The organism is Marinithermus hydrothermalis DSM 14884 (genome assembly GCF_000195335.1).
Taxonomy (GTDB): Bacteria; Deinococcota; Deinococci; order Deinococcales; family Marinithermaceae; genus Marinithermus; species Marinithermus hydrothermalis.
This window is the reverse complement of sequence record NC_015387.1, coordinates 1,638,754-1,664,627: the sequence shown is the minus strand read 5'-3', so window position 1 is coordinate 1,664,627 and position 25,874 is coordinate 1,638,754. Positions and strand designations below refer to the sequence as shown.

Below are 25,874 nucleotides of genomic sequence, written 5' to 3'. Positions count from 1 at the left end.
GTGCTATTCCAGCCCCGCAAGGCGTTTCGCGCGCGCCAGGACGCGGTCGAACATCTCCACGGTGAGCCGCCCGGTGTTCGTGTTCTGCCGCGAGACGTGGTAGCTGTCCAACAGCACCCACCCGTTCGGCAACCGGTGCTCCGTGCCGTGCGCGAAGGGATGGGCGCGCTTCTTGAGGCCAAAGTGCGCCAGCATCGCGTCGTGCGCGATCCGTCCCAGCGCCACCACCACCCGCACTTTGGGGAGCAGCTCGAGCTCCCGCCGGGTCCAGTCCGCGCACGCCCGGAGCTCGGCCTGGGTAGGCCGGTTCTGCGGGGGCACGCACCGCACGGCGGCGGTGACGTACACCCCATAAAGCTCGAGCCCGTCCCCCCGGTGGGTGGCCCGGGGCTGGTTCGCGAGGCCCGCGCGCCACAAGGCCGGGTACAGGAACGCTCCCGAGGCGTCCCCGGTGAAGGGCCGGCCCGTGCGGTTCGAGCCGTGCGCGCCGGGGGCCAGGCCGAAGATCAGGATGCGGGCGTTGGGGTCCCCGAACCCCGGGACCGGCCGCGCCCAGTAGGTCCAGTCCCGGAAGGCTCGGCGCTTCGCGCGGCCTACTGCTTCCCGCCACGCCACGAGCCGTGGGCAGCGCGCGCAGCGCTCCAGCTCCGCGTGTAGGACTTCGCGCGTCTTCACTCCTCCAGCGTCCACGCGACGACCTCGAGGTCCGTCTCGAGCTCCGCCACGCGCTCCACCCGTGCAACGGGCTTTAAGGGCGGCAGGTGCTCGAGCAATGGCCCCAGCGGCACGCTGGGGGCGGCGAGTTTTTCCCGGATCTCCTCCTCCGTAAGGGCTTCGCCCTCGAGAACCAGCTTGAACGCGGTGAGAACGGCCGTGTTGATCCGAGGGGCGAGCTCGGCGAGGTAGGGGTGCGCCTGGCCCACGGCGGGGTGGGGGAGGTCGAACCGACCCTCTAGGGCGCAGCGCGCGCGCCAGGCGTAGTCTAGAGCGGCGTGGTCCTGGTTCTGGCCGAGGGCGTGCACGGCGTGGGCCCAGGCGACGAGCAGCGCGAAGTGGCGTTGGGGCTCGGGGTAGGCCGCGAGGCAGGTGCGGATGCGGTCCAGGTGGCCCTCGGGGTCGTGGAGGGGGGTGGTGGCCAGGAAGCGGCGCACCTCGACCTCCCAGTCCTCGAAGAAGTGGAAGCAAAGCCGCTCCATCCAGGACTGCCCCCGCAGCTCGAGGCGCACGCGTGCTTTGCCCAGGCGCACCAGGGGGAGGGTGCGTTCCTCGAGGTCGGGCCGGTAGATGAGGAGGTGCTCCTCCCCGCGGGCGAGCGCGAAGCCCTGGGCCTTGAGGTGGGCGATGAAGGCGTTCATGGGGTTAGAGGGGGATGTTCCCGTGCTTTTTCCACGGCCGTTCTTCCTGCTTGTCCCAGAGCATCCGCAGGTGCCGGATCAGGTAGAGCCGCGTGAGCTCGGGGTTGATCACGTCGTCCACGTACCCGCGCGCGGCGGCGACGTAGGGGTTGTCGAAGGCGCGCTTGTACTCCTCGATCTTGCGGCGCAGGGCCTCCTCGGGGTTGGGGGCGTTTTGGATCTCCTTGCGGTAGATGATGTTCGCCGCGCCTTCCGCGCCCATGACCGCCACGGCCGCGGTGGGCCAGGCGAGCACCACGTCCGCCCCCATGTCCTTGGAGTTCATCGCGAGGTACGCCCCGCCGTAGGCTTTGCGGGTGATGAGGGTGATCTTGGGCACCGTAGCTTCCGCGTAGGCGTACAGCATCTTCGCGCCGTGCCGGATGATGCCTTGGTGCTCCTGGAGCACGCCGGGCAGGAACCCCGTCACGTCCACCAGGGTCAGGAGGGGGACGTTGAAGGCGTCGCAGGTGCGGATGAACCGCGCGGCCTTGTCCGCGGCGTTGATGTCCAGTGCGCCTGCCATGAAGCGCGGGTTGTTCGCTACGATCCCGACCGGCATCCCTCCAAGCCGGGCGAACCCGATGATGATGTTGCGCGCCCAGCCCGGCTGGATCTCGAGGAACCGGCCGTCGTCCACCAGCGTGCGGATGACCTGGTGCATGTTGTACGGCCGGCGCGGGTCCGGGTGCACAAGATCCACGAGCTCCGGGGTGGTGCGGTCCGCGGGGTCCTGGGTTTCCAGGACCGGTGGTTTTTCCCGGTTGTTCTGCGGTAGGTACGAGAGCAGCTCGCGGATGAGCTCGAGCACCGCCTCGTCCCCGTCCGCCTCGAGGTGGGCCACCCCGGATTTTTGGGCGTGTACGTCCGCCCCGCCCAACTCCTCGAAGGTGACTTCTTCGCGCGTGACGGACTTGATCACCTCGGGGCCGGTGATGAACATGTAGCTCGTGCCGCGGCTCATCAGGATGAAGTCGGTCATCGCGGGGCTGTACACCGCGCCGCCCGCGCACGGGCCGAGGATCGCGCTGATCTGGGGGATGACCCCGGAGTAGATCGCGTTGCGGTAGAAGACCTCCCCGTACCCTGAGAGGCTGTCCACCCCTTCCTGGATGCGCGCGCCGGCGGAGTCGTTCAGCCCGATGACCGGCGCGCCGACCTTGGCGGCCAGGTCCATGAGCTGCGCGATCTTCCGGCCGTGCATCTTCCCGAGGCTGCCGCCCAGCACGGTGAAGTCCTGGCTGAAGACGAAGACCTTGCGGCCGTTGATCGTGCCGTACCCGGTCACGACGCCTTCCCCCGGCGCTTCGATCCCCTCCATCAGACCGGTCTCGAGGTGTTCGACGAACGGTCCGATCTCCACAAAGCTGTCCGGGTCTAGGAGCTTCTGGATGCGTTCGCGCGCGGTGAGCTTGCCCGCCGCGTGCTGCTTCTCGATGCGTTTGGGGCCGCCGCCTTGCTCGATCTTTTTGCGGCGTTCCTCCATTTCCGCGATGAGCTCGTCCATCCAGGCATGGGTGTTGTCCGCCATAGCAGGACCATCATACCTAGGGAAAAAGAAGAGGCGGAGGGGTGGCCCCTCCGCCCTTTGGGAGCCGACAGGCTAGGCTTTGCGTTTGCGCACCGCCTCGATCAGGGCGGGCAGCACCTGGTTCACGTCCCCCACGATCCCGTAGTCGGTGATCTTAAAGATCGGGGCTTCCGCGTCCTTGTTCACCGCGACGATGTACTTGGACTTGTTCATGCCCGCCTGGTGCTGCACCGCGCCGGAGATGCCCAGGGCGATGTACAGGTTGGGCTGGACGGTCTTCCCGGTCTGGCCGACCTGCTCGGCGTACGGGCGCCAGCCCGCGTCCACCACTGCGCGCGTCGCGCCCACCGCGCCGCCCAGGAGGTCCGCGAGCTCCTCAACCTGCTTGAAGGCCTCGGGGCTCCCCAGGCCGCGGCCTCCGGAGACCACCACGTCCGCCTCGGTGAGCGAGACGCGTTTGGCCTCCTCCTTGACGACCTCGAGCACCTCCACCCGCGCTTCCAGGTCACCGAGCTCGACCGAGAGGGGCTGGAGGCTGCCCTCCCCGGCGGGTTCCGCGAGCGGGGTGGTGTTGGGCTTGACCGAGAGCACCACGGGCAGCGCCGCAGCCTGCGTTTCCGTCACGCGGTTGAGGAAGCTGTACCGCTTGGCGAGGATCTTGCCCTCCTCGGCCCAGGATTCGAGGGTGTCCTCGAGGAGCGCGGCGTTGAGCCGGGCCGCGAGCCGCGCGGTCCAGGTGCGGCCGGTGCGCGAAGCGCTGGCCACCACGACCCGCGCGTCGCTGGCCTGCACCGCGGCCGCCGCCGCGGCGGTCCATTTCTCGGCGTTGTACTGCGCGAAGGCCGCGTCGTCCGCGACGTAGAGTCGGTCCACGAACTTCTTGGCCTCCGCGGCTACGGCGTCCAGGCCGTGGCCGATAACCAGACCGATGACCTCGCCGCCCAGGGCTTCCTTGAGCTGACGGGCGCGGGTCACGGCCTCGAGGGCGCCTTTTTTGAGGGTGTTGCCGTCGTGTTCGAGTACAGCGAGGATCATGGCCACCTCCGTTAGATAACCTTGGCTTCCTCCGTCAGGAGCTTGACGAGCTCCTCCGCCGCCTGGGCGGGGTCCTTGGTGCCGTCGAGGATCTTACCGAGGCGCTGGCGCTCCTGGATGCTCTGCTCGAGGACCTCCACCTTGCTGCCCGTGACGCCGAGGTCCGCGGCGCTGAGCTTCTTGATCTCCTTCCGCTTGGCCTTCATGATGCCGGGCAGGGTGGGGTAGCGCGGTTCGTTCAGGCCCTGCTGTGTGGTGAAGACCGCGGGGAGCTGCACCTTGACCACCGCGGCGCCCTCGTCCAGGTCGTGGCGGGCCTTGGCGGTGGTCTCGCCCTCGAGCTCGAAGGCGGTCGTCCAGCTGAGGACCGGCCAGCCGAGGGCTTCGGCGACGGCGCTGCCGAGCGCCTGGGAGTCCCAGTCGGCCTGCTGCCCGCCGGTGAAGACCACGGTGGGCTTCTCCTCGGCGAGGACCTTGGCGAGGGCCTGGGCCTGCGTGACGGGGTCCACGTACCCCTCGTGCACGATGAGCACGCCGCGGTCCGCGCCCATGGCGAGCGCGGTGCGCACGGCTTCCTCGGTGCGCTCGGGGCCGAAGGCCACCACGACCGCTTCGCCGCCGTGCTGCTCCTTGAGTCGGATGATCTCCTCGACCGCGTACTCGTCCATCTGGTCGAGGATCATCGTCGCGGTGGAGAGGTCCACGCGGCCGCTTTCGATCTTGAGTTTGGACTCGCCGTCGGGAACCTGTCGGATGATCGCTACGAACTTCATCGCTCCTCCTTTACTCCCTTTACTCCTTGAGGAGATTCCGCGCGATGATCACGCGCTGAATCTCGTTGGTGCCCTCGTAGATCTGGTTGAGCTTCACGTCGCGCAGGAGTTTTTCCACGGGGTACTCGTGCATGTACCCGTACCCCCCGTGGATCTGGATGGCCTCGTTCGCGGCCTTGAAGGCGATCTCCGAAGCGTAGGCCTTCGCGACCGCGGAGGCTTGGGCGTGCGGCAGGCCTTGGTCGCACAGCCAGGCCGCGTAGTAGGTGTACATGCGGGCGGTCTCGAGGCCGATGTACATGTCGGCCAGCTTGAACTGGATGGCCTGGAAGTCGGCGATGGGCCGGCCGAACGCCTCGCGCTCCTTAGCGTACTTGGTGGCCTCTTCTAGGGCGCGGCGGGCCACGCCCACGCTGCCGGCGGCGACGGGGATGCGGGTTTTGTTGAGGGTGTTCATGGCGATCTTGAACCCCTCGCCCTCCTCGCCCAACCGGTTCGCCACGGGGACGCGCACGTTCTCGAAGACGAGCTCGTACGTGCCGGAGGCGCGCTGGCCCATCTTGCCGTGGAGCTTGTGCGCGCTGAGGCCGGGCGTGCCCTTCTCCACCACGAGGGCCACCACGCCCTTGTGGCGCTTGGCGGGGTCCACGGTGGCGAAGACCACGATGACGTCGGCCTCGCCGCCGTTGGAGATCCACATCTTGGTGCCGTTGAGGATGTAGTAGTCCCCGTCGCGTTCCGCGCGGGTGCGGAGGGCCGCGGCGTCCGAGCCGTTCCCGGGCTCGGAGAGGGCGAACGCAGCGAGGGCGGGTTTCTCGGTGAGGGGGCGGAGGAAGCGCTCCTTTTGCTCGTGCGTGCCGGCGAGCAGGATCGGGGTGATCCCGAGGTCGCTGGCCATGGGGATGGTGTAGATCCCCATGCAGCCCCAGGCGAGCTCCTCGCCGATGATGACCTCCTCGAGCATGCCGATCCCGAGGCCGCCGTACTCCTCGGGGATGATCGCGTTGAGGAGGCCGACCTCGTGGAGCTTCTCCACGATCTGCCAGGGAACCTCCTCCTTCTGGTCGTACTCGGCGGCGATGGGGGCGATCTGCTCGCGGGCGAACCGCCGCGCGAGGGCTTGGAGCTGCTTTTGTTCCTCGGTCAAGCTGAAGTCTATCGGCATCTCGAACCTCCTTTATTCCCTCGAGGCGAAGAGGCTGGGGAGGGGGTGGGGACTCCACTCGGCGCGGAAGGTGGGGAGGGGCGGGAGGGGTCCCTCGAGGGCGAGGCCGGGGGCGGGACGGGGTTTGAGGGGGGTGCGGAGGGGTTGGGCACGGGGCAGCTCGAGGGGAGCCTGCGCGCCTTTGGTGAAGGCGAGGAGGCGGCCCTCGAGGTCGTAGAGGAGGCCGTCCTTGTACCAGCCTTTGGGGCGGCTTTGGAAGTCCAAGGCGGCGCGCCAGCCGCCCGCGCTGGGGGTGGTGAGCATCCCTAGGGGGTCGTTGGTGAGGGCGTAGAGGACGCCGCTGCCGGTCAGGTAGAGGACCGGTTCGCCGTGTTTATCCCATAGCACCGTGCGCAACGCTACCTCCTTTGACTAAGTCTAAATATCTTCCTCCGGCCTACGCAAGCCACCCAAAGCATATCGTATCACGCCTTCGGTGACGAGAAAGCGTTAGAAACGTTCGGGAATGCCGCGCGCGCACACGCTATAGTGGGGACGACATACAACACGCGAAAAGGAGGCAGCGGTGAACACCATTATCGAACCCTTCAAGATCAAGATGGTCGAACCGATCAAGCTCACGACCCGCGCCGAGCGCGAACGCTACATCCAAGAGGCCGGGTACAACCTCTTCCTGCTCCGGGCCGAGGACGTGATCATCGACCTCCTCACCGACTCCGGAACGAGCGCCATGTCCGCCGCCCAGTGGAGCGCCTTGATGCGAGGGGACGAGTCCTACGCCGGAGCCCGCAGCTGGTACCGCTTCGAGGCGACCGTGCGGGAGATCTTCGGCTTCGAGCACGTGATCCCCACCCACCAGGGCCGCGCGGCGGAACGCATCCTCTTCAGCGTCATGGTCAAGCCCGGTATGGTCGTGCCGAACAACACGCACTTCGACACCACCCGCGCCAACATCGAGTACCTGGGCGGCCGGGCCGTGGACCTCCCCTGCCCCGAAGCCAAGGACCCCGCCCTCGAGGCCCCCTTCAAGGGCAACATGGACACCCAGGCCCTCGAGGCCCTCATCGAGGAGGTAGGGCCGGAACGCATCCCCCTCATCATGATCACCGTGACCAACAACTCCGGCGGGGGGCAGCCCGTCTCCATGGCGAACATCCGCGAGGTCTCCCGGATCGCGCGCAAACACGGGATCCCCTTCTACATCGACGCCTGCCGCTTCGCGGAGAACGCTTACTTCATCAAGCTGCGCGAGGAAGGCTACCAAAACAAAAGCGTGCGTGAGATCGTCGCGGAGATGTTCAGCTACGCGGACGGGTGCACCATGTCCGCTAAAAAGGACGCCTTCGCCAACATCGGTGGCTTCCTCTGCACCAACGACGCCAGCCTCGCCCAGCAGGAGCGGGACCTCCTCATCCTCACCGAAGGCTTCCCCACCTACGGGGGGCTCGCGGGCCGGGACCTGGAGGCGATCGCGGTGGGGCTACGCGAGGTCCTCGAGGAGGACTACCTCCGCTACCGCCTGGTCTCCACCCGGTACGTGGCGGACCACCTCACCGAGCGCGGCATCCCCGTGGTGCGCCCCGCGGGGGGGCACGCGGTCTACCTGGACGCCCGGCGTTTCCTGCCGCACCTCGACCCCCTCGAGTACCCCGGCCAGGCGCTCGCGGTCGAGCTGTACCTCGAGGCCGGCATCCGTGGGGTGGAGATCGGCACCGTGATGTTCGGCAAGGACCCGCACACTGGAGAGGAACGCCCCGCGCAGTGGGACCTGGTGCGCCTCGCGATCCCGCGGCGGGCCTACACCCAAAGCCACATGGACTACGTGGTGGAGGCTGTCGAGCGCGTCTGGGCGCGCCGGGAGGAGATTCGCGGCTACCGCATCGTGGAGGAACCGCCCTTCCTCCGGCACTTCACCGCGCGGTTCGAGCCGCTCTAGCCGGGAAACCGGGCCACACGGCCCGGTTTCCCGTTCACGCTACAATCCGGCGCGGACCTTGTGCTATTTTGGACATAGGCGCGGTACGCGCCCACAACACAGCTCCTTCGGGGCAGGGTGGAATTCCCGACCGGCGGTGACAGCCCGCGAAGCCTTAGGCCCGGCCTAAGGCCCGACCCGGTGGAACTCCGGGGCCGACGGTGACAGTCCGGATGGGAGAAGGAGGTGAAGCCTTTGGGGCCCAAGCCCCTAGGCGAAGCTGTGACGTACACACACACACCATCCCCACGCAAAAGGAGGCCAGCTTGAGCCACCTGGACGAGCGCTACATGCGCCGGGCGCTCCAGCTGGCCGAACGCGCTCGAGGGCACACCCACCCCAACCCCCTGGTGGGTGCGGTCGTGGTCAAGGACGGCCGCATCGTGGGGGAAGGGTACCACCCAAGAGCCGGCCTGCCGCACGCCGAGGTCTTCGCGCTACGCCAGGCCGGGGAGGCCGCCCGCGGCGCCACGGTCTACGTCACCCTCGAGCCCTGCAACCACCACGGCCGCACCCCCCCCTGCACCACCGCGCTGCTCGAGGCGGGCGTGGCGCGGGTGGTGGTCGCGGCGCGCGACCCGAACCCCAAGGCCCAGGGCGGCCTCGAGCGGCTCGCGCAGGCGGGCGTCGCGGTCCAGTGGGGGGTGCTCGAGGCCGAGGCCCGCGCGCAGAACGAGGTCTTCTTCCACGGCCTCGAGCAGAACCGGCCGTTCGTCTTGTGGAAGGCCGCAACGACCCTCGACGGGCGGGTCGCGACCCGCACGGGGCACGCCCAGTGGGTCACCGGCCCCCAGAGCCGCCGCATCGCGCACGCCTACCGCCAAAGCCTCGCGGCCATCGCGGTGGGGGTGGGCACCGTACTCGCCGACGATCCCGCCCTCACGGTGCGCGACCCGGAGTTCCGGCCTTACCCCTGGATGCTCGAGCCGCCCCCCTTGCGCGACCCCTTGAAGGTCGTCTTCGACACCCAGGCCCGCACCCCGCCGCAGGCCCGCCTCTTCGCGCCGGGCCCCCGCGGCGAGCCGGCCCGCGTGGTGGTCTTCGTGGGAGCGGCCGCGCCCCTCGAGCGCACGCGGGCCTTGGAGGCCGCCGGGGCGCGCGTGGTGCCCCTCCCGGACGAGGAAGGGCGCCCGAGCCTCCGGGCGGCCCTCGAGTGGCTCTGGAACGAAGGGATCGACGGCCTGCTCCTCGAGGGCGGCCCCACCCTCGCGGGCGCGTTCGTGCGGGCGGGCCTCGTGGACAAGCTCGCCCTCTTCCTCGCCCCCAAGCTCGTGGGGGAGGGCCGGCCCCTGCTCGCGGGCCTTGGCGCGGCGCGCATGGACGAGGCGCTCGGCGTGACCCTCACCCGGCGCGAGTGGGTGGGGGAGGAGTTGTGGCTGGAAGGACGCATCGCGGGCCAGGCTCCGCGTAGGAGGACGTATGTTCACGGGAATCGTTGAGGAAGTCGGCACGATCCGCGAGGCCACCCCCTCCAACGGGAACCTCCGCCTTTGGATCGAGGCCCACACCGTCACCCAGGACGCACGGATCGGGGACTCCATCGCCGTAAACGGCGTCTGCCTCACCGTCGTCGCGCGCGAGCCCCACGGGTTCGCCGTCGAACTCGCCCGGGAGACCCTCGAGCGCACCGCCCCCCGCTGGGCGGCGGGGCGGCGCGTGAACCTCGAGCGGGCCCTCGCCCTCGGGGACCGGCTCGGCGGCCACTTCGTCACGGGGCACGTGGACGGTGTGGGCCGCGTCCAGGCCAGGCGTAACGTGCCCGGCGCGTACGACCTGGTGATCCAGGCCCCCCCCGAACTCGCTCGGTACATCGCCCGCAAAGGCTCGATCGCCATAGACGGCGTCTCCCTCACCGTGGTGCAGGTGGAGGGCGCGACCTTCTCCGTCACCCTGATTCCCCACACCCTCAAGGCCACCACCCTCGGGGAGCTCCAGGAAGGCGACGCGGTCAACCTCGAGGTGGACCTCATCGCCCGGTACTTGGAGCGCCTCCTTCAGCCCACCCCACCCGCGGAGGCTCAACCATGATCCACACGATCCCGGAGATTCTCGAAGAGCTCAAGGCCGGCCGCCCGGTCATCATGGTAGACGACGAGGACCGCGAGAACGAAGGGGACCTGATCCTTCCCGCCCAGCACGCGACCCCCGAGTGGGTGAACTTCATGATCCGGGAGGGCCGGGGCCTCCTCTGCGTGGCCCTCACCCCCGAGCGCGCCGAGGCCCTCGAGCTCGGCCCCATGGTGGCGAAGAATGAGGACCCGCACGGCACGGCCTTCACCGTGAGCGTGGACGCCGCCCGTGGCGGCACCGGCATCTCCGCGCACGACCGTGCCCTAACGATCCGGCTTCTCGTGGACCCCCAGACCCGGCCCCAGGACCTGCGCCGGCCCGGACACGTCTTCCCCCTCGTGGCGCGGCCCGGGGGGGTGCTGCGTCGCGCGGGGCACACCGAGGCCACGGTGGACCTCATGCGCCTCGCGGGCCTCGAGCCGGTCGGGGCGCTCATCGAGATCCTGCGGGACGACGGGGAGATGGCGCGCCTCCCGGACCTCGAGGCCTTCGCCGAACGGCACGGCCTCAAGATCGGCACGATCGCGGACCTAATCCGCTACCGGCTCGAGCACGGGGACGGGTTCGTCACGCGCGAGGCGGAGGCCACCCTCCCCACCGAGCACGGGGTCTTCCGCATCGTGGCGTACCGGGACCGGCTCACCGGCCAGGAGCACGCCGCCCTCGTGATGGGGGAGGTGGCGGGGGACGCGCCGGTCCTGGTGCGCATGCACTCCGAGTGCCTCACCGGGGACGCGCTGCACTCCCTGAGGTGCGACTGCGGCTTCCAGCGCGACCTGGCCCTCCAGAAGATCGCGGAGGAAGGCCGAGGGGTCCTCGTGTACCTGCGCAACCAGGAGGGGCGCGGGATCGGGCTCGTGAACAAGATCCGGGCGTACGCCCTGCAGGACGAGGGGCTCGACACGGTCCAGGCCAACCTCGCCCTGGGCTTCCCCCCGGACCTCAGGGAGTACGGCGTGGGCGCGCAAATCCTGCACGACCTCGGGGTGCGCAAGCTGCGCCTCCTCACCAACAACCCCCGCAAGATCCGGGCCCTTTCCGGGTTCGGCCTCGAGGTCGTGGAGCGCGTGCCTTTGCGCGTGGAGGAGAACGGGTACAACGAACGCTACCTGAAGGCGAAGAAGGAGAAGCTCGGGCACTGGATGGACTGAGAAGGAGCGAGTATGCGTGAGATCACCGGAACCCTTTCCGCTGACGGCGTGCGGCTCGGGATCGTCGTCGCGCGTTTTAACGAACTCGTCACGAAGAACCTCCTCGCCGGCGCGCTCGAGATGTACCAGCGCCTGGGAGGGAGCTCGGACGACGTGACGGTCGTCTGGGTGCCCGGGAGCTACGAGATCCCCCTCGCGGCCAAGGCCCTCGCCCGCCGGGAGGATATCGACGCGGTCGTGGCCCTCGGGGCCGTGATCCGCGGAGCGACCGCGCACTTTGACTTCGTGGCTGGCCAGGCCGCGAGCGGCGTGATGCACGCGATGCTCGAGACCGAAAAACCCGTGATCTTCGGGATCCTCACCCCGGACACGATCGAGCAGGCCCTCGAGCGCGCCGGCACCAAGGCCGGGAATAAAGGGGCCGAGGCCGTAATGGGTGCGGTGGAGATGGTGCGGGTGCTGGAGGCCCTGCGCTAGGGGTAGGAGAGGAGGTCCTCATCCCGCGGCGATCGGTCCGGATTCCACCAGGGGAACCGCTCCCGCGCCGTCTGGATCGCTTCCTCCGCCTCCAGCGCCCGCCCCGCGGCCCGCGCTGCGTTCGCCCACGCGAGGTAGTAACTGACGTTGGCCCCCGGGAACTCCCGCACCAGCGTACGGGCGAGCTGCAGCCGCTCCTCCGGGGTGCGGGCGCGCTCGAGCATGCTGCGCACCACCCACGCGTCCTTGGGGTACAGCCTGCGGGCTTCTTCGAGGAGCTGCCGTTGCGCCTCGGCGGGAAGGGATTCGAGGGCTGCGGCGAGCTTGGGCTGGAAGGCCCGGTAGCGCGTGATCGCGCAGTCCGGCGCGCTGCAGGGCACATACCACCAAAGCGCGAGGGCCGCGAGGGCCATAAGGCCGCCGGCTCGAGCCCAGCGCGGCGCAGGGGCGGGGGTGGGGGAGAGCCGCCCGATCAACAGGAAGGCCAGCATCATGAAGCTCGGGTAGTACCCGGTCACGTCGAAGGCCGTGCTGAGCCAAAGCCCTGCCGCGCCCACGGCCCAGGGCCAGTCCGGGCCCCGCCAGCCGCGCCACAGGGCGGGGAGGAGCAGGGCCAGGAGAAGCACAAGACGGAGCGCCCCGCCGGTGGCGAGGGTCTCGATGAAGTAGTTGTGCGCGCTGCGCGAGAACGCCCGGGGGTCCTCCTGGTACGCCTCGAAAACGAACGGGTAACTTCCGTTCCCGCTCCCTAGGGGGTAGTCCCGAAGGATCCGGAGGCTTTGCGCCCACATCTTAAGCCGCGCGTCGAAACTCCCCCCGTCCGTGACCGCGCTGGCCTGGGCCTCGAGGGAGGCCTTGCGGGAGAGGGCGCTCCAGGCTGGGTGCGTGGGGTTCGCAACGTCCAGCACCACCAGCATTGCCGCGACGGTCGCCCCGCCGAGCGCGAGCTGCGCGGGGCGCACACCTTTGCGCAGGAGCCGCCACGCCATGAGGGGCAGCATGAGCAACAGCGGCAGGTACACCGCGCGCGCTCCGGAGATCAGGGCCGCGTACAAGGCCAACACGAGCAGCACCCCGGCGGGGAGCGCCCAGCGCGAGGGACGGTAGAACGCCGCGGCGAGCGGCGGGATGAGGACGAGGGCCTGGGCTCCGGCCACGTAGTGGTGGGAGCCGGAGAAGTACTGGGTGAGGCCGTACCACTGAAGGGCGAGGCTGGTGTAGAGGTTGTCCAGGAGCAGGACGAGGTTCAACCCCCACACCCCCAGGGCCCACTGGCCCGCGCCGAGGGCCGCGAGGTACAGGGCCTCCCAGAGGCTTGCGGCGAGGGTGTTGCCCGGCGCGAGGCTCCAGAGAAGGGTGAGCGCTCCAGCCCCCCACCAGGCCCACCCCCAGACCGGGATGCGGGCGGCGAGGAAGACCAGGCTGAGCCCGCCCAGCGCGAGGGGCCATAGGGGCGGGTCGCTATAGAGGAAGTAGGGGCGTTGCCAGAGGGTGTAGAGGAGAAGGAGTATCGCTAGGCTAGGGATCCGTTGCGTCACGGGGCCTCCTTTGCGGCGATCGGGTGTACGCGGCAGGGCTTGATCTGGGGAATCGGAGGTAGCGAGGAGCTCCGGATGAGCGCAGGCGTAAAGAACCCAAACACCCCCTCCTTTCGGGACAGGAACCGGGACTTCGGAGCGCGAGGTGAGATTTTCGGAGCGCGAAGGACTTGCACCTGCACGACCTCGGTACCTTCAGCTCAATTATATTCTGGGCGCTGCGCCGCATCGGGAGCCTCCGAAACGTTTAAGGGGGGAGCTGAATCCCTGGATCGCTCCCCCCAGTTCAGCGCTCGGGCGCTTTTTACGGGAAGGTGTAGGTGGTGTTGAACTTGCTCGTTACCTCAACCTCGGGGACGTTGTCCGAATTGCTGTCAGCCACCGTGCAGCCCGTCACCACGCCCTGCCCAGGCGCGGGCACGGAGTACGAGCCGGCCGTGTAGCCATCCGTGCAGTCGTTGTCTTGGACCACAACGTTGTTCGGGTTGTCGGCAACGTAGGCGAAGGCTGCCTTGTATACGTTTTGGGCGTAGGATTGGGCCGCCCGTTCCGTGGCGGTGCGGCGCGCCCCCAGCAGGTTGGGCACCAGCACCGCAGCCAAGATGCCGATGATCGCGATCACGATCAGGAGCTCGATCAGGGTGAAACCGCCGGTCTTCCGCATACGCTTCCTCCTCAACTTTGGCCGCACCGATGATGAAAAGGTATGATACGGTGCGGTTCTTGGTATGAGTGCAGGTAAAACCTAGGGCCTAAGGGATCCGCCAGCTTATGAAAGCCTACCGTTACGGACTTTCTCGCTTTCACCTCCTCTCTACGCTAGGCACAGTCTAACGACTCCCCTCCTTTTAGGCAATACCCCAAAACGGGGGTACCCCCGCGAGGAGCGGAAGACGACGCGGGCAGGGGAGTGTTTCCAAGGGGCCTCGAGCAGCAGGCCGGTAGAATGACCCCTATGGGGTACGTCCTGATCCTGCTCGCCGCGGTGTGCTGGGGGTTGATCGGGCCGGTGGCGAAGCTCGCGTTCCGGGAGGGGATGGAACCCCTCGAGGTCGCTTTCTGGCGCGCGGCGCTGGGCGGGGTCTTGTTCGGGGCGCACGCGGCTTGGCGGCGCTCGGGGCGCGTGGCGCGCGAGCACCTGGGGGTGCTCGTGGCGTTTGGGCTCGTGGGGGTGACGTTGTTTTACGGCGCGTACCAGCTCGCGGTGGAGCAGGGCGGGGCGGCCTTGGCCTCGGTCCTACTGTACACGGCCCCGGCCTGGGTGGCGGGGATGGGCGTGCTGTGGCTGGGGGAGCGGTTGACCCCCGCGAAGCTTGTGGCTTTGGGGATGACGGTTTTGGGGGTGGTGGGCGTGGCGCTTGGGGGGTCGGCGGAGGTCCGCCCCTCGGTGAGCGCGGTGGGGTGGGGGCTCGTGTCGGGGCTGGCGTACGCCCTGTACTACCTCTTTGGGAAGCGTTACTTCGAGCGGTACGATCCCGCGCTGCTCTACGCGTACGCGCTGCCGGTGGGCGCGGTGGGGCTGTTGCCGTGGGTGAGTTTTAGCGCGAAAACGCCGGTAGCATGGGGGGCGTTGTTGGGCCTCGTGGGGGTCTCCACCTACCTCGCGTACCTGCTGTACGCCGAGGGGTTGAAGCGGGTGGAGGCCACGCGGGCCAGCATCGTGGCGACCCTGGAGCCCGTGGTGGCCGCGGTTTTGGCTTACGTGTGGTGGGGCGAGCGGTTTGGGCCGTTGCAGTACGTGGGAGCGGGGTTGATTCTTGCGGCGGTCGTGGTGGCGGTGCAGGGGGGGCGCGTGAGTCCCCGGACGGAGCGAGGGGCGCGCTAGCGGGCGTAGGACAGGAAGACCCTCCAGGACTCGGGTACCTCGGGCAGGTGGAACACGAGGAACTCCGCGAAGTGCGGGGCCCGGGGCCGGGAGAGCAGGCGCATGCCGGCCTCCTCGGGGGTGCGGTTGCGTTTTTTGGTGTTGCAGCTGCGACAGGCGGTGACGAGGTTGTCCCAGCTGGTGCGGCCCCCACGGCTTTTGGGGATCACGTGATCCACGGTGAGCTCCCCACCGGTGCGGCCGCAGTACTGGCAGGTGTGCCGGTCCCGGCGGAAGATGTTGCGTCGGGACAAGGTGAGCCGCCCCGGAGGGCGGCGAACCATGCGCTTGAGGCGGATCACGCTGGGAACGGGGTAGGGTCTAGAGGGCGTGCGCAGGAAGGCTCCCGAGTCCTCCACGACCTCCGCGGTGCCGTTCATGACGAGGATGACCCCGCGTTTGATCGAGGTCAGTCCGAGCGGTTCATACCCCGCGTTCAGAACCAAGATTCTGGGCGCGTCAAGGTTCACTGTACCACTTAGGATACCGCATCTCGTTTGCGGTGTGGGTGAGGTTACCGACGTCCAAAGCGCAGGAGCAACCACCCGGCCGCAAGCCCCAGTAGGTACGCCCACCCGAACCGCTCCCCGCCCGGCACGAGGTAGAGCCCCGGAAGCACAAGGAAAACCACGGCCCACCGCCTTCCCTCGAGCCAGCCCCTGAGGGCGATGAGAAAGGAGAGCAGCATCAAGAGTATGAGGAACACGGGGTCCACGCGCCCCAGTATACGCGTTAGGCGGGCGCGTACCGGATCGTGCGCCCCTCGAGCCGCGCTGCCAGGCCCACAGCGACCAGGTACTCCAGGTGCGCGAGCGTCTCCGCCCAGGCGAAGCGCCGCTGGGCGAGGGTGAGTTCTCCGGGGAAGAGGGCCAGGGAGAGGTCCCACGCGGTCTGTGGGCCTCGGGCCAGGAGGGTCTTGAGGTGCTCGAGGCGCGCCTGGTGGTGGGCTTGGATCTCGGCGATGCGGCGGGGAACGTCGGGGATGACGGGGCCGTAATGCCCGACGAGGGCGCGTTCGGGCGCCAGAGCGCGCACGCGCTCGAGGGCCTCGAGGTAGTCCTTGAGGGGGTTGGGGCGGCTGTGGGGCCAGAGGCTGATGTTGGGGGTGATGCGCTCCAGGATGTGGTCGCCGGCGAGGAGCGTGCCGTCTGCGGGGCGGAGGAAGACCGCGTGCCCGTCGGCGTGCCCGGGGGTCCAGAAGGCCTGGAGGGTCATGCCGGCGACCTCGAGGACCGCGCCGTCCGGGAAGGTTTCGGGGTGTTGGGGCGGGTGGAGACGGCGGCGCGTGGCGCGCATGGTTTCCAGGATGCCGGCGCGGACCGGTTCGGGCATGCCGTGTTGGGCGAAGGCCTGGAGGGTTTGGGGCAGGTGCGCCTCGAAGCGCGTCCACTGGGCGTGGCCGCGCTGGTACTCCACGTCGAGCATGCGCACGCGCGCGCCGGCGGCCTCGAGGAGGCCGGCGAGGCCGTAGTGGTCGGGGTGGTGGTGGGTGAGGAGGACCTCGTCGAGGTCGGCGAGGTCGAGCCCGAAGTGCGCGAGGGCTTCGGTGAGGGCGCGGCGGGCCTCGGGGGTGTCGAGGCCGGTGTCGATGAGGGCGTGCCCGTCGCCCTTGAGGAGGTAACAGTTCACGTACTTCATGGGGTAGGGGATGGGGATGGGGATATGGTGGATGCCAGGGGCGACCTCGCGCATGGTTTCAGCATACCGTTTGGATGGAGGTGTGCTAAAATAGAAGTGGCCTCGTGGGGGCGATCCTGGGTTCGACGGGGGTCGCTGACGGTGAGGCTGCGAGCCGAGGTGCCGGAGGCCTCGTAAAACACCGGCAACGCCATAACTGGCAACAACCGTTACGCTTTGGCGGCTTAATCCCGCCACGTCCCCGCTAAGCCCCGCCGGTGGCTCGAGCGGCGGACGACACAAAACCGGCTAGCCGGGGGCAAGGCCCCGTAGCCGCCCGGCGAACCGCTTCCGGGGCTTGGCCTAAGCCCCCTGTCCGTGGGGTAAGCTTAGGCGACACTTGAAACACGGACTACGCTCGTAGACGCCCACCCGATGGGCTCTCGGACGCGGGTTCGAGTCCCGCCGCCTCCACCAAAAGAGCCGGGCAAAGCCCGGCTCCGCGCCTTTTTAGAGCGCCGCGAGCGCCGTTTGCGCTTCGGTCGTGACCACCGGCCCGTCCTCCCGCAGAAAAACGTTGATCTCGCTGCGCACCCCAAACGGCCCCGGGTACACGCCGGGCTCCACCGTGAAGGCCAGCCCCGGAATCAAGGGGCGCGTGTCGTGCGTCTCGAGGTCGTCCAGGTGCGTGCCGTTCCCGTGCGGCGCGTCCGCGCCCAGGTGGTGCCCCGTGCGGTGCAGCACGAACGCCCCGTACCCCGCGGTCTCGAGCACCGCCCGCGCGGCGCGGTCCACCTCGAACCCCGCGGGGTGCCGGCCCGCCCGGTACGCCTCGCGCACGAACGCGACCGCGCGGTCCCGCGCCGCCCGCACCGCCTCAAAAGCCCGGTGCACCGCCTCCGCGGCTTGCCACCCGGCCATCCAGGTGATGTCCGCGTACACCCCGTCCGGTTCCTTGGCCCACACGTCGAGCAAGACCACGTCCCCCGGCTCGAGCTGCCGCGTCCTCTCCGTGCTCGGCGCGTAGTGCGGCAGGGCCGCGTTCAGGCCGAAGGCTACGATCGGCGGATGGTCCGTGACGAGCCCCCGGTCCTGGAGGGCCTGCATCATCACGGCCTGCACCTCGAGCTCGGTCGGAGGGGCTTCCGGAAGGCGGGCACGGATGAACTCGAGCGCCGCGTCCCGCGCGGCCTCAACGCCGGCTACGGCGCGGCGGTGGCGCTCGAGCTCGGCTACGCCCCAGGTTTGGAAGTGCAATAGAAGCTCGGCGGCGCTCACGACCTCGACCCCCAGGCCGCGGATGAGCTCGATCGTGCCCGCGTCCACGCGGGAGAGGTAGGGGATCTGCCCGCCGGGCACGTAGTCCATCGCGACTCGCCGGTAGGGGATGAGCATCTCCCTAAGCGCTTCCACGAAGCTATCCCAGCTGTGGTACGTGCGCTGCTCACCGGGGAGGTGCGCGAACGGCGCGGTTTCGATGCGGTGCACGAGGCGGATGGGGGTTCCGGAGGCTGGGATGAGGTAAGCAAACCGCCGCGTGAGGTGCTGGCCCCGGAGCCCCAGCGCCTCGAGGGCCAGGGGGTTGTGCGTCCCGAAGCTGTAGAGGAGCCAGGCGGGTAGCGCATGCTCCTTTAGGATGCGTTGCACGCGAGGAAGATCCATGCTTTTACGCTAGCACGGGCGCGTGGATCGGCTTACGTTCTCTCCCCCTTGGTGTGTTAGATTCGAGGATAGGAGGGCGTCTCATGGTTGAGGAGCAGACCGTGATCAGCATCACCGAGACCGCGGCCGCCCGGGCCCGCGAGATCCTCGAGCGGCACAACAAGCCGAACGCCGCGATCCGCGTCTTCATCAAGTCCGGGGGGTGCAGCGGGTACCAGTACGGCATGGCGATCGACGAGCGCGAGCTTGAGGGCGATACCTTCGTGGAGATGCACGGGGTGAAGCTGGTCGTGGACCGGATGTCCTTGCCCCTTTTGGTGGGCTCGACGATCGACTGGGTGGAGAGCATGATGGGCGGCGGGTTTACCGTGCACAACCCGAACGCGACCTCCACCTGTGGGTGCGGGCACTCCTTCCGCACGGACGGGGCGAAGGCCCCGGACGGGCCAGCGGGCTGCGGTTGCTGTTAACGCTCCAGATGCACATTGCGCGCCGGGGTTTCCCGGCGTTTTTTTATGCCCGTCCGCCTTTCTGCCGAGGGGGGCGGCGAAGAATATCCGCGCGGGAGTGCAGGATTATGTGTTGACACCCGTTTTGCTCTGGCTATAATGATAGCGGCAGCGAAAATGCCGTCGTGCTAGGGCCACGTGCTGGCCTTGGAAGGGAGGATCTATGAAGCGACTGGGTAAAGTGTTAGCGGCAAGCCTTGCACTGAGTGCCGGGCTGGCCCTCGCTGGCCCCCGGGACAACAGCTTGGTGGTGGGCGCTTCCCAGGAGCCCCGCGTGCTCGGGGACTTCTGGGCCTTCGTCACCAGCCAGGCGATCGCCAGCGAGATCGAGAACTACCTCTGGGCTGGCCTCGAGTTCATTGACCAGGACGGCAACGACCAGCCCTACCTGGTCACCGAGGTCCCGACGGTCGAGAACGGCCGCGTGATCGTCACGGACATCGGGGACGGCAAGAAGCGCATCGACATCAAGTACACGCTGCGCGACGACATCTTCTGGTCCGACGGCACGCCGATCACCTCCGACGACGTGGCCTTCTACTTCGAGGTGGGCAAGTACCCCGGCGCGCCCGTGCAGGACCCCTCGTACTGGCAGCGCGTGAACCTCACGGTTCAGGACGAGAAGAACTTCACGGTCACCTTTGAGCCGGCCTTCTTCTACGACCTGGTGGGTTCGGCGATCGGGATCGCGCCCGCGCACGTGATGCGCCCCGAGTGGGAAAAGACCAAGGCCGAGATCGCCAAGCTCGACCCCGAGAAGGACGCGGCGAAGATCACCGAGCTCTTCCAGGGCTTCGTCTCCAAGTTCGCCACCCCCAAGGCGCTCAACAACGGGGCGCTGGTCTTCTCCGGGCCCTTCAAGCTCGTGAAGTGGGTGCCGGGCAGCACCATCGAGATGGTGCGGAACGACAAGTTCCACATCACCCCGCCCGGCGGCGCGGACAAGTACGTCCAGAAGGTCGTCTACCGCTTCATCCAGGACACGAACGCCCTCCTCGTCGCGATCCTCGGCGGAAGCATCGACGCCACCTCCAGCGTCGCGCTGACCTTTGACCAGGCCCGCGCGCCCCAGCTCGTGCGTCGCGCGCCCGGCCGGTTCGACATCTGGATGGTGCCCGGCGTGATCTGGGAGCACCTCGAGGTCAACAAGTTCACCGAGGTGCAGGAGGTGCGCGACCTGATGCTGGATGACCCGCGCACCCGCCAGGCCCTCCTCTACGCGATGAACCGCGAGGGGCTGGTGCAGGCCTTCTTCGACGGGCTCCAGCCGGTCGCGAACACCTGGGTGCACCCGCAGAACCCCCTCAACAACGACGAGGGTGTGGCCAAGTACCCCTACGACCCCGAGAAGGCCAAGCAGATCCTCGCCGAGCTCGGCTGGAGCGACCTGGACGGGGACGGGATCCTCGAGCGCAAGACCGAGGACGGCCGCATCGTCGAGTTTGAGCTCGAGTACGTGACCACCGCGGGTAACCGCATCCGCGAGCGCACGCAGGTCTTCTTCCAGGAGAACCTCAAGCAGGTGGGCATCAAGGTCAAGATCAACAACGCGCCGAGCGCCGTGGTGTTCTCGAACGACTTCTTCTCCAAGCCCATCGAGGGAAGCTGGAAGGGCCTCTTCGAGTTCGCCTGGCTCTTCGGCATCGTGGAGGACGCCTCGACCTTCACCTGCAATGACCTGATTACCGGCGAGTCCTTCGTGCCGCGGCCGGAGAACAACTTCTCGGGCGTGAACTTCAACTGGTGCAACGAGGAGTTCGACCGGCTCCGGGCGGAGGCGATGGTGACCTTTGACGAGGCCAAGCGCCAGCAGCTCTTCGCCCGCATGCAGGAGATCTGGGCGGAGGAGCTGCCCGCGCTGCCCCTGTACTGGCGCTCCACCCCGATGGTGGTGCGTAAGGGCCTGGTGAACTACCTGGCCTCCACCTTCCACGGCAGCTTCGGCTACCCCTCCACCCAGGCGTGGTTGATCGGTTGGGAGTCGAACGGCGCGGAGAAGGTGTACGACCAGGCGAAGTACGCCTCCTCGGTGCTCGAGTAACCGAATCGCGTCCAAACCGTGGCCGCGGGTAACCGCGGCCACGGATTCTAAAGGTAAAACACGGACGGAGGAACACCAGAGCAATGTTTGCGTACACGGTTCGTCGTCTGTTGCAGATGATCCCCTTGCTCTTTTTTGTTTCCCTGGTGGCCTTCGCGCTCGTGGCGCTGCAGCCGGGGGATCCGCTCGAGGGGCTCATCTTCCAGAACCCGAAGCTCACTCAGGAGGACATCGCCGCGCTGAAGGCGGCCTACGGCCTGGATCAACCCATTCATATCCGGTACTTCAAGTGGTTGGGGCGCGCCTTGCAGGGGGATATGGGCTTCTCCCGCACCTACGCGATTCCGGCCACGGAGTACATCTTCGTGCAGCGCATGCCCATGACCCTCTTGCTCTCCGGAACAGCCTTTGTGCTGGCGTTGGTCGTCGCGATTCCCGTGGGGATCTTCTCTGCGGTGCGCCAGTACTCCATGGCGGATTACGTGATCACCTTTTTGGCTTTTCTGGGCTTTTCCACGCCCGTGTTCTGGTTGGGGATCATGCTCCTCCTCGTCTTCGCGGTGTGGCTGCCGGAGCTCTTGGGGCGGCCGTTCAGTCCGATCTTCCCGCCGGGCGGGTTCGTGAGTCCGGGGGTTTCGCCGGAGACGGTGGGCTGGTGGGCGTACCTGAAGGACCGGGCGTGGTACCTGGTCTTGCCTGCCTTCACGCTCTCCGCGATCAGCATGGCGGCCTGGACGCGCTTCATGCGCGCCGCGATGCTCGAGGTTTTGGGGCAGGATTACGTGCGCACGGCGCGGGCCAAAGGCCTTTCGGAACGGGTGGTGATCTACAAGCACGCGCTCCGGAATGCCTTGATCCCCATTGTGACGCTCGTGGGCCTCGCGGTTCCGGGGTTGTTTAGCGGCGCGGTGATCACGGAGACGATCTTCTCCTGGCCGGGGATGGGGCGCGCGTTGTTCGACGCCCTGGTGGAGAAGGACTACAACGTGGCCATGGCGGCGATCGTGTTTTTGGCCTTTTTGACGGCGCTGTTTAACCTGATCGCGGACCTGATGTACGCGGTGGTGGATCCGCGCATCCGGTACAGCTAGGGGGTAGGGCATGGCGAGTGCAGCAAACGCAAAGCCCGTGCGCGGCGAATCCACTTGGGCCTTGGCCTGGCGGCGGTTCCGCAAGCACCGCATGGCCATGTTCTCGCTCGGCGTGATCTTCCTCCTCGTGCTCTCGGCGGTGTTCGCCCCGCAGATCGCGCCTTACGACCCGAACGCCCAACCCACAGGGCCGGATCTGGCCTCGAAGTACTTCCTTCCCCCCTTGAGCGAAGGGCACCTCCTCGGAACGGACGAGCTCGGTCGGGACGTGCTTTCGCGCATCCTCTACGGGGGGCGGATCTCCCTCCTCGTAGGGTTTTCCGTTGCGATCTCCAGCGTGTTCATCGGTACGCTGATCGGTGCGCTGGCCGGGTATTTTTCCGGACGCCCCTTCCAGTTCTACACGGGGCCCTTCTCGGACCGTTTTCAGGCCGCCTGGCGCGCGGCGGCTCCCGGGGTGCGTGCTGCTGGGGTGGGCGCGTTCCTCGTGGCGGGCCTCCTGGGGGCGTGGATCTACGCTGGAGGCGGCGCGGGGGGGTTCGCCCTGTACGCCCTGGCCTTTTTCGCGGGGTTGTTGATCCTTCAAGCCCTGGGCGGTATGGCGGCGCAACTGGCCCGGATCGCCTGGGCTTTCGTCAGCTGGGGGTTGCTGCTCGCCGTGGTGTGGGGCGTGTGGGACCTCGCGTACACCCTCGCCGCGCCGGCCCTGAAGGAAGGGGGTCTGAACGGCACGCTCTCCGCCGTCGGCCTCGGCCTTACGGGGTTGGTGGGGCTAGGGATCGCGGTCTGGGGGGTGCGGGGGGTGCTGTACCTGGACCTGGACACGATCATCAGCCGGATCATCGACTTCATGCTCTCCATTCCCAGCTTCCCGATCCTCCTGGTCCTTTCGGCTTTCATGCGGAACCCGGACTCGCCCCTGGGGGCCTTCGCCCAGAACACCTTTGGTGAATCGGCCTCGGTCTTCATCATCATCTTCATCCTGGTGATCTTCGGTTGGATCACCACCGCCCGCCTCGTGCGCGGCCAGATCCTCTCGATTCGCGAACAGGAGTACGCCCTCGCGGCGACGGCGCTTGGGGCCTCGGAGGGCCGGATCTTGTTCCGGCACCTGGTGCCGAACACCCTCGCGCCCATCATCGTGGAGGCCACCCTGCAGGTGGGCACCGCGATCCTGGTGGAGGCCGCGCTGTCCTTCCTCGGCTTTGGGATCCAACCGCCCGTGGCCACCTGGGGGAACATGCTGACCGGGGCGCAGGACTTCATCTTCTTCGCCCCGACCCTGGCGATCTTCCCGGGCGTGATGATCGTGCTTACGGTGCTGGCCTTTAACTACGTGGGGGACGGGCTCAGGGACGCGCTCGACCCGCGCAGCCGCCTGTAACTCCTGTTCCGTCTCGACCGCGCGCCCGGAAGCCGCTGGGCGCGCGGTTTAAGGTTGACCCCCAAGCAAAAACCTCCAGCGACTACTAAGCCGCTGGAGGGATACGGGCTGTGGGTGGCGGGCCGTGAAGGACTCGAACCTCCAACCCCCGGTTTTGGAGACCGGTGCTCTACCAATTGAGCTAACGGCCCCTACGCCTCGGAGATTCTAGCAAAAAAGGCCCTTTCGGGCAAGCCCCGCTAGCCTCCGAGCTTCCGCGCCACCAGCGCCTGCACGACCCGGGGGTTCGCGCGCCCCTCGGTCGCCCGCATCACCTGCCCCACGAAAAACCCCATCAAGCCCGTCTTCCCCTTCCGGAAGGCCTCGACCTTGTCCGGGTACGCTGCGAGCACCCGGTCCACGACCGGCTCGAGCGCCGCCTCGTCCGCGAGCTGGCGGAGGCCTTTCTTCTCCACGATCGCGGCCGGGGCCTCGCCGCTCGCCTGCGCCTCGGCCAGGACGCTCTTGGCGATGCGGGTGTGGATCGTGCCTTCTTCGAGGAGGCGCACTAGTTCGGCGAGCTGCTCGGGCGTGACCCGCACCGCGTCCGCACGGATCGCTGGCCCCAGCTCGTGCACCACCCAGCTCGCCAGAGCCGCGGGGGAGGCGTGGCGGCCGGCCGCCTCGAGGTACGCGGCGAGCTTCGGCTCCCGCGCGAGCACGAGGGCCTCGGCCTTCCCGATCCCTTGGCGCTTGAAGCGCTCGAGCGCCGCTTGCTGCTCGGGGGTCAGGGCAGGTTGCTCCTTGGGAGGGGCGGGGGCGGGCTTGGGCTGAGGTTTGGCGGGGCGCGGCGTGGGTTTGGTGCGCGCGTCCCGCAGCGTCACGATGCGGTTAAAGACCAGGCGTTCGGGGCTCGAGTCCGCCGGGTCCTGCCAGAAGTACCCGAGCCGCTCGAACTGGTAGCGCGTGTCCGGGGGGTCGTGCCGGACGCTGGGCTCCACGTACCCTTCCACCACGACGAGGGAGTCGGGGTTGATGTGGCGCGTGAAGTCCTCCCCGCCCTCCTCGGGGTTGGGCACGGTGAAGAGCCGGTCGTACAGGCGCATCTCGGCTCGGATGGCGTGGCGCGCGGAGACCCAGTGAATCGTCCCTTTGACCGGGCCGTCCGCGGGGTTTTTGCCCAGGGTGTCCGGGTCGTAGGTGCAGCGCAGCTCCACCACCTCCCCGCGTGCGTTCTTCACGACCTCGTCGCAGCGGATCACGTACGCGTGCCGTAGGCGCACCCTTCCGCCCGGCGTGAGGCGGCGGAAGCCCTTGGGCGGGTCCTCCATGAAGTCGTCCCGCTCAATGAACAGCTCGCGCGAGAACGGGAGTTTTCGCGTGCCTTCCTTCGGCACGTCGTGCGGCCAGTAGGGGGCCTCGAGCCACTCCTCCTGGTCTTCGGGGTAGTTCGTGATCACGACCTTGAGGGGGCGGAGCACCGCGAGCACGCGGGGCGCGCGGTGGTTGAGGTCGTCGCGGATCGCGGCTTCGAAGATGCGGATGTCCACGCGGCTGTTGGCTTTGGCGACCCCGATGCGGTTCGCGAAGTCCCGGATCGCTTCGGGGGTGACGCCGCGCCGCCGCAGCCCGGAGATCGTGGGCATGCGGGGGTCGTCCCAGCCCTGGACGTACCCGCCCTCCACCAGCCGGATGAGCTTGCGCTTGGAGAGGACGGTGTAGTCCATGTTGAGCCGCGCGAACTCGTACTGGTGCGGGCGCGGGCTTTGGGGCAGGCCGCACTTGCCCTTGAGGTTCTCCACGAGCCAGTCGTAGATCGCGCGGTTGTTCTCGAACTCGAGAGTGCACAGGCTGTGCGTGACGCCCTCGATGAAGTCGGAGAGGGGATGCGCGAAGTCGTACATGGGGTAGATGCACCACCGGTCCCCGGTGCGGTAGTGGGGGGCGTGCACGATGCGGTAGAGGACCGGGTCGCGGAGCTTCATGTTGGGGCTCGCGAGGTCGATCTTGGCGCGGAGCACGTGCGCCCCGTTCGGGAACTCCCCCCGGCGCATCCGTTCGAAGAGCTCGAGGTTCTCCTCGACGCTGCGGTCGCGGTAGGGGCTGGGGCGGCCCGGGGTGTCCACGGTGCCGCGGTAGGCGCGCATCTCCTCCTCGGAGAGGGAGTCCACGTAGGCCTTGCCGGCCTTGATGAGCTCCACCGCGCACTCGTAGAGCTTCTCGAAGTAATCGGAGGCGTAGCACTCCTTGGCCCACTTGAACCCGAGCCACTCCACGTCGCGCTTGATGGCCTCGACGTACTCCTCGTTCTCGGTCTCGGGGTTGGTGTCGTCGAAGCGCAGGTTGCACTCCCCGCCGTAGTCCAGAGCGATGCCGAAGTTCAGGCAGATGCTCTTAGCGTGCCCGATGTGCAGGTACCCGTTGGGCTCGGGCGGGAAGCGCGTCACGATCTTTTTGTACCGCCCTTGCCGCAGGTCCTCGTCGATGATCTCGGTGATGAAGTTGGGACTGACGTGGCGGTGCTCGTCCTTCTTGGGTGTGGTGTGCTCTTTCTCCGCGCTCATGCCTCTATCGCGCCTCAGGATACACCCTGGGGAGGTGCGCGGAAAGGCCCCCCG

General features: G+C 68.0%; 24 protein-coding genes, 1 tRNA gene, 1 other RNA gene and 1 riboswitch. Of the genes, 11 read left to right on the top strand and 15 right to left on the bottom strand.

Annotation, left to right across the window (positions count from 1 at the left end):
* Nucleotides 1-3 precede the first annotated feature (3 nt).
* The 7 genes from MARKY_RS08295 to MARKY_RS08265 all read right to left on the bottom strand — a co-directional run bounded on the left by MARKY_RS08295 (nucleotide 4) and on the right by MARKY_RS08265 (nucleotide 6,285).
* Complete coding sequence (locus MARKY_RS08295) at nucleotides 4-675, bottom strand: uracil-DNA glycosylase (protein ID WP_013704431.1); 672 nt, start codon at nucleotides 673-675, stop codon at nucleotides 4-6.
* Nucleotides 672-1,355 carry a hypothetical protein gene (locus MARKY_RS08290; RefSeq protein WP_013704430.1) on the bottom strand — a complete coding sequence of 228 codons (684 nt, stop codon included), beginning with the start codon at nucleotides 1,353-1,355 and terminating at the stop codon, nucleotides 672-674. The genes MARKY_RS08295 and MARKY_RS08290 overlap by 4 nt, the downstream gene beginning before the upstream one ends.
* Before the next feature lie 4 nt (nucleotides 1,356-1,359).
* Nucleotides 1,360-2,925: an acyl-CoA carboxylase subunit beta gene (locus MARKY_RS08285; protein WP_013704429.1), complete on the bottom strand. Its 1,566-nt coding sequence runs from the start codon at nucleotides 2,923-2,925 to the stop codon at nucleotides 1,360-1,362.
* 72 nt (nucleotides 2,926-2,997) lie between these two features.
* Nucleotides 2,998-3,960, bottom strand: coding sequence for an electron transfer flavoprotein subunit alpha/FixB family protein (locus MARKY_RS08280; protein WP_013704428.1), 963 nt, complete (start codon nucleotides 3,958-3,960; stop codon nucleotides 2,998-3,000).
* Between the two features lie 11 nt (nucleotides 3,961-3,971).
* A complete protein-coding gene (locus MARKY_RS08275; RefSeq protein ID WP_013704427.1) occupies nucleotides 3,972-4,733 on the bottom strand; it encodes an electron transfer flavoprotein subunit beta/FixA family protein in 762 nt (253 codons plus the stop codon).
* A gap of 19 nt (nucleotides 4,734-4,752) precedes the next feature.
* A complete protein-coding gene (locus MARKY_RS08270) occupies nucleotides 4,753-5,898 on the bottom strand; it encodes an acyl-CoA dehydrogenase family protein (RefSeq protein ID WP_013704426.1) in 1,146 nt (381 codons plus the stop codon).
* Between the two features lie 12 nt (nucleotides 5,899-5,910).
* On the bottom strand, nucleotides 5,911-6,285 hold the full coding sequence (locus MARKY_RS08265) for a 4-fold beta flower protein (protein WP_245526774.1): 375 nt from the start codon (nucleotides 6,283-6,285) through the stop codon (nucleotides 5,911-5,913).
* Nucleotides 6,286-6,463: 178 nt separating this feature from the next.
* Between MARKY_RS08265 and MARKY_RS08260 the strand changes: the two genes are divergently transcribed.
* The 5 genes from MARKY_RS08260 (at nucleotide 6,464) to ribH (ending at nucleotide 11,571) form a co-directional block, all read left to right on the top strand.
* Complete coding sequence (locus MARKY_RS08260) at nucleotides 6,464-7,834, top strand: tryptophanase (protein ID WP_013704424.1); 1,371 nt, start codon at nucleotides 6,464-6,466, stop codon at nucleotides 7,832-7,834.
* A gap of 99 nt (nucleotides 7,835-7,933) precedes the next feature.
* Nucleotides 7,934-8,062, top strand: a riboswitch (FMN riboswitch).
* A gap of 77 nt (nucleotides 8,063-8,139) precedes the next feature.
* Nucleotides 8,140-9,312: a bifunctional diaminohydroxyphosphoribosylaminopyrimidine deaminase/5-amino-6-(5-phosphoribosylamino)uracil reductase RibD gene (gene ribD, locus MARKY_RS08255; protein WP_013704423.1), complete on the top strand. Its 1,173-nt coding sequence runs from the start codon at nucleotides 8,140-8,142 to the stop codon at nucleotides 9,310-9,312.
* Complete coding sequence (locus tag MARKY_RS08250) at nucleotides 9,293-9,901, top strand: riboflavin synthase (protein WP_013704422.1); 609 nt, start codon at nucleotides 9,293-9,295, stop codon at nucleotides 9,899-9,901. Before ribD ends, MARKY_RS08250 begins: the two co-directional genes overlap by 20 nt.
* Nucleotides 9,898-11,094, top strand: a complete 1,197-nt coding sequence (locus MARKY_RS08245; RefSeq protein WP_013704421.1) for a bifunctional 3,4-dihydroxy-2-butanone-4-phosphate synthase/GTP cyclohydrolase II — start codon at nucleotides 9,898-9,900, stop codon at nucleotides 11,092-11,094. Before MARKY_RS08250 ends, MARKY_RS08245 begins: the two co-directional genes overlap by 4 nt.
* Nucleotides 11,095-11,106: 12 nt before the next feature.
* Nucleotides 11,107-11,571: a 6,7-dimethyl-8-ribityllumazine synthase gene (gene ribH, locus MARKY_RS08240; RefSeq protein WP_013704420.1), complete on the top strand. Its 465-nt coding sequence runs from the start codon at nucleotides 11,107-11,109 to the stop codon at nucleotides 11,569-11,571.
* Here ribH and MARKY_RS08235 read toward each other — a convergent pair.
* Complete coding sequence (locus tag MARKY_RS08235) at nucleotides 11,568-13,109, bottom strand: O-antigen ligase family protein (RefSeq protein WP_013704419.1); 1,542 nt, start codon at nucleotides 13,107-13,109, stop codon at nucleotides 11,568-11,570. The two genes, ribH and MARKY_RS08235, sit on opposite strands and share 4 nt — an antisense overlap.
* 304 nt (nucleotides 13,110-13,413) lie before the next feature.
* Nucleotides 13,414-13,773, bottom strand: a complete 360-nt coding sequence (locus MARKY_RS08230; protein WP_013704418.1) for a type II secretion system protein — start codon at nucleotides 13,771-13,773, stop codon at nucleotides 13,414-13,416.
* A 291-nt stretch (nucleotides 13,774-14,064) separates the two neighbouring features.
* On the opposite strand from MARKY_RS08230, the gene MARKY_RS08225 reads away from it, so the two are divergent.
* Nucleotides 14,065-14,934: a DMT family transporter gene (locus tag MARKY_RS08225; protein ID WP_041657977.1), complete on the top strand. Its 870-nt coding sequence runs from the start codon at nucleotides 14,065-14,067 to the stop codon at nucleotides 14,932-14,934.
* On the opposite strand, the gene MARKY_RS08220 is transcribed toward MARKY_RS08225, so the two are convergent.
* Genes MARKY_RS08220 through MARKY_RS08210 form a run of 3 tightly spaced genes read right to left on the bottom strand, consistent with a single transcriptional unit; the run spans nucleotide 14,931 to nucleotide 16,665 of the window.
* Entirely contained in the window at nucleotides 14,931-15,443 is a 513-nt protein-coding gene (locus MARKY_RS08220; protein ID WP_013704416.1) for an HNH endonuclease, read from the bottom strand. The two genes, MARKY_RS08225 and MARKY_RS08220, sit on opposite strands and share 4 nt — an antisense overlap.
* 44 nt (nucleotides 15,444-15,487) lie before the next feature.
* Nucleotides 15,488-15,688 (bottom strand): hypothetical protein, encoded by a 201-nt coding sequence (locus tag MARKY_RS08215; protein WP_041657974.1) that lies wholly within the window; start codon nucleotides 15,686-15,688, stop codon nucleotides 15,488-15,490.
* Between the two features lie 17 nt (nucleotides 15,689-15,705).
* Nucleotides 15,706-16,665, bottom strand: a complete 960-nt coding sequence (locus MARKY_RS08210) for an MBL fold metallo-hydrolase (RefSeq protein WP_013704414.1) — start codon at nucleotides 16,663-16,665, stop codon at nucleotides 15,706-15,708.
* Nucleotides 16,666-16,717: 52 nt separating this feature from the next.
* Between MARKY_RS08210 and ssrA the strand changes: the two genes are divergently transcribed.
* Nucleotides 16,718-17,067: a transfer-messenger RNA gene (gene ssrA / locus MARKY_RS11680) on the top strand.
* A 33-nt stretch (nucleotides 17,068-17,100) separates the two neighbouring features.
* Here the strand turns inward: ssrA and MARKY_RS08205 are convergent.
* A complete protein-coding gene (locus tag MARKY_RS08205) occupies nucleotides 17,101-18,252 on the bottom strand; it encodes a M24 family metallopeptidase (protein ID WP_013704413.1) in 1,152 nt (383 codons plus the stop codon).
* Nucleotides 18,253-18,335: 83 nt separating this feature from the next.
* Between MARKY_RS08205 and erpA the strand changes: the two genes are divergently transcribed.
* The 4 genes from erpA (at nucleotide 18,336) to MARKY_RS08185 (ending at nucleotide 23,277) form a co-directional block, all read left to right on the top strand.
* Complete coding sequence (gene erpA, locus MARKY_RS08200) at nucleotides 18,336-18,722, top strand: iron-sulfur cluster insertion protein ErpA (protein ID WP_013704412.1); 387 nt, start codon at nucleotides 18,336-18,338, stop codon at nucleotides 18,720-18,722.
* 202 nt (nucleotides 18,723-18,924) lie between these two features.
* Nucleotides 18,925-20,802 (top strand): peptide ABC transporter substrate-binding protein, encoded by a 1,878-nt coding sequence (locus MARKY_RS08195; RefSeq protein ID WP_013704411.1) that lies wholly within the window; start codon nucleotides 18,925-18,927, stop codon nucleotides 20,800-20,802.
* Nucleotides 20,803-20,885: 83 nt separating this feature from the next.
* Complete coding sequence (locus tag MARKY_RS08190) at nucleotides 20,886-21,893, top strand: ABC transporter permease (protein ID WP_013704410.1); 1,008 nt, start codon at nucleotides 20,886-20,888, stop codon at nucleotides 21,891-21,893.
* Nucleotides 21,894-21,903: 10 nt separating this feature from the next.
* On the top strand, nucleotides 21,904-23,277 hold the full coding sequence (locus MARKY_RS08185; protein ID WP_013704409.1) for an ABC transporter permease: 1,374 nt from the start codon (nucleotides 21,904-21,906) through the stop codon (nucleotides 23,275-23,277).
* A gap of 115 nt (nucleotides 23,278-23,392) precedes the next feature.
* Here the strand turns inward: MARKY_RS08185 and MARKY_RS08180 are convergent.
* Both MARKY_RS08180 and MARKY_RS08175 read right to left on the bottom strand, forming a co-directional pair.
* A tRNA-Trp gene (locus tag MARKY_RS08180) sits at nucleotides 23,393-23,468 on the bottom strand.
* A gap of 48 nt (nucleotides 23,469-23,516) precedes the next feature.
* Nucleotides 23,517-25,820, bottom strand: a complete 2,304-nt coding sequence (locus MARKY_RS08175; protein WP_013704408.1) for a glutamine--tRNA ligase/YqeY domain fusion protein — start codon at nucleotides 25,818-25,820, stop codon at nucleotides 23,517-23,519.
* Between the last annotated feature and the right edge of the window lie 54 nt (nucleotides 25,821-25,874).

Coding starts and splice junctions, on each gene's coding strand:
- MARKY_RS08290 (WP_013704430.1), bottom strand. CDS start 1,355: ATGAACGCCTTCATCGCCCACCTCAAGGCCCAGGGCTTCGCGCTCGCC.
- MARKY_RS08285 (WP_013704429.1), bottom strand. CDS start 2,925: ATGGCGGACAACACCCATGCCTGGATGGACGAGCTCATCGCGGAAATG.
- MARKY_RS08280 (WP_013704428.1), bottom strand. CDS start 3,960: ATGATCCTCGCTGTACTCGAACACGACGGCAACACCCTCAAAAAAGGC.
- MARKY_RS08275 (WP_013704427.1), bottom strand. CDS start 4,733: ATGAAGTTCGTAGCGATCATCCGACAGGTTCCCGACGGCGAGTCCAAA.
- MARKY_RS08270 (WP_013704426.1), bottom strand. CDS start 5,898: ATGCCGATAGACTTCAGCTTGACCGAGGAACAAAAGCAGCTCCAAGCC.
- MARKY_RS08250 (WP_013704422.1), top strand. CDS start 9,293: ATGTTCACGGGAATCGTTGAGGAAGTCGGCACGATCCGCGAGGCCACC.
- MARKY_RS08245 (WP_013704421.1), top strand. CDS start 9,898: ATGATCCACACGATCCCGGAGATTCTCGAAGAGCTCAAGGCCGGCCGC.
- ribH (WP_013704420.1), top strand. CDS start 11,107: ATGCGTGAGATCACCGGAACCCTTTCCGCTGACGGCGTGCGGCTCGGG.
- MARKY_RS08230 (WP_013704418.1), bottom strand. CDS start 13,773: ATGCGGAAGACCGGCGGTTTCACCCTGATCGAGCTCCTGATCGTGATC.
- MARKY_RS08225 (WP_041657977.1), top strand. CDS start 14,065: ATGGGGTACGTCCTGATCCTGCTCGCCGCGGTGTGCTGGGGGTTGATC.
- MARKY_RS08210 (WP_013704414.1), bottom strand. CDS start 16,665: ATGCGCGAGGTCGCCCCTGGCATCCACCATATCCCCATCCCCATCCCC.
- MARKY_RS08205 (WP_013704413.1), bottom strand. CDS start 18,252: ATGGATCTTCCTCGCGTGCAACGCATCCTAAAGGAGCATGCGCTACCC.
- erpA (WP_013704412.1), top strand. CDS start 18,336: ATGGTTGAGGAGCAGACCGTGATCAGCATCACCGAGACCGCGGCCGCC.
- MARKY_RS08195 (WP_013704411.1), top strand. CDS start 18,925: ATGAAGCGACTGGGTAAAGTGTTAGCGGCAAGCCTTGCACTGAGTGCC.
- MARKY_RS08190 (WP_013704410.1), top strand. CDS start 20,886: ATGTTTGCGTACACGGTTCGTCGTCTGTTGCAGATGATCCCCTTGCTC.
- MARKY_RS08185 (WP_013704409.1), top strand. CDS start 21,904: ATGGCGAGTGCAGCAAACGCAAAGCCCGTGCGCGGCGAATCCACTTGG.
- MARKY_RS08175 (WP_013704408.1), bottom strand. CDS start 25,820: ATGAGCGCGGAGAAAGAGCACACCACACCCAAGAAGGACGAGCACCGC.